This window comes from Gelidibacter salicanalis, assembly GCF_016469035.1.
GTDB classification, from domain to species: domain Bacteria; phylum Bacteroidota; class Bacteroidia; order Flavobacteriales; family Flavobacteriaceae; genus Gelidibacter; species Gelidibacter salicanalis_A.
Genome location: NZ_JAEHJZ010000248.1, coordinates 1 through 334, shown reverse-complemented (window position 1 = coordinate 334; position 334 = coordinate 1). Strand labels below are relative to the sequence as shown.

Sequence of the window (334 nt, the reverse complement as noted above, 5' to 3'; positions counted from 1 at the left end):
GCCCAAAAAATCGAGTCAGCGTGAGTTATCCACGGAAAACCCGCCTCAAATCCAGAGCACGACATCCCTGCCGATGAACGGAATAGCCGAAAACAAGCTTGTGATAACCGTGGCACCCCAGAAAGACATCTGCCCTCAAGGAAGCACGTACCCAAGAAAGGCCGTCGCCATTACTAGTAGTAAGATGACTACCCCTAAGTTTCACACCTCGGAAAAATAAAAAGACCCATAGTACAGGCCGCGCCCGATATGCAAGTACAAAGCCAGGAAGAAAAATCTTGCCCCATTGGCGTGGAGACACCGCACTCATCAGTTTATATGGGCGTCTCTGAAT

2 protein-coding genes are annotated in these 334 nt (G+C 49.7%); one reads left to right on the top strand and one right to left on the bottom strand.

The window, feature by feature from the left end; genetic code table 11:
* Nucleotides 1-220 (top strand): hypothetical protein (locus tag JEM65_RS23735; protein ID WP_306465108.1); only part of this gene is annotated, 220 nt, incomplete at its 5' end.
* On the opposite strand, the gene JEM65_RS23730 is transcribed toward JEM65_RS23735, so the two are convergent.
* Nucleotides 202-306 carry a hypothetical protein gene (locus JEM65_RS23730; protein ID WP_439953524.1) on the bottom strand — a complete coding sequence of 35 codons (105 nt, stop codon included), beginning with the start codon at nt 304-306 and terminating at the stop codon, nt 202-204. The two genes, JEM65_RS23735 and JEM65_RS23730, sit on opposite strands and share 19 nt — an antisense overlap.
* Nucleotides 307-334 lie beyond the last annotated feature (28 nt).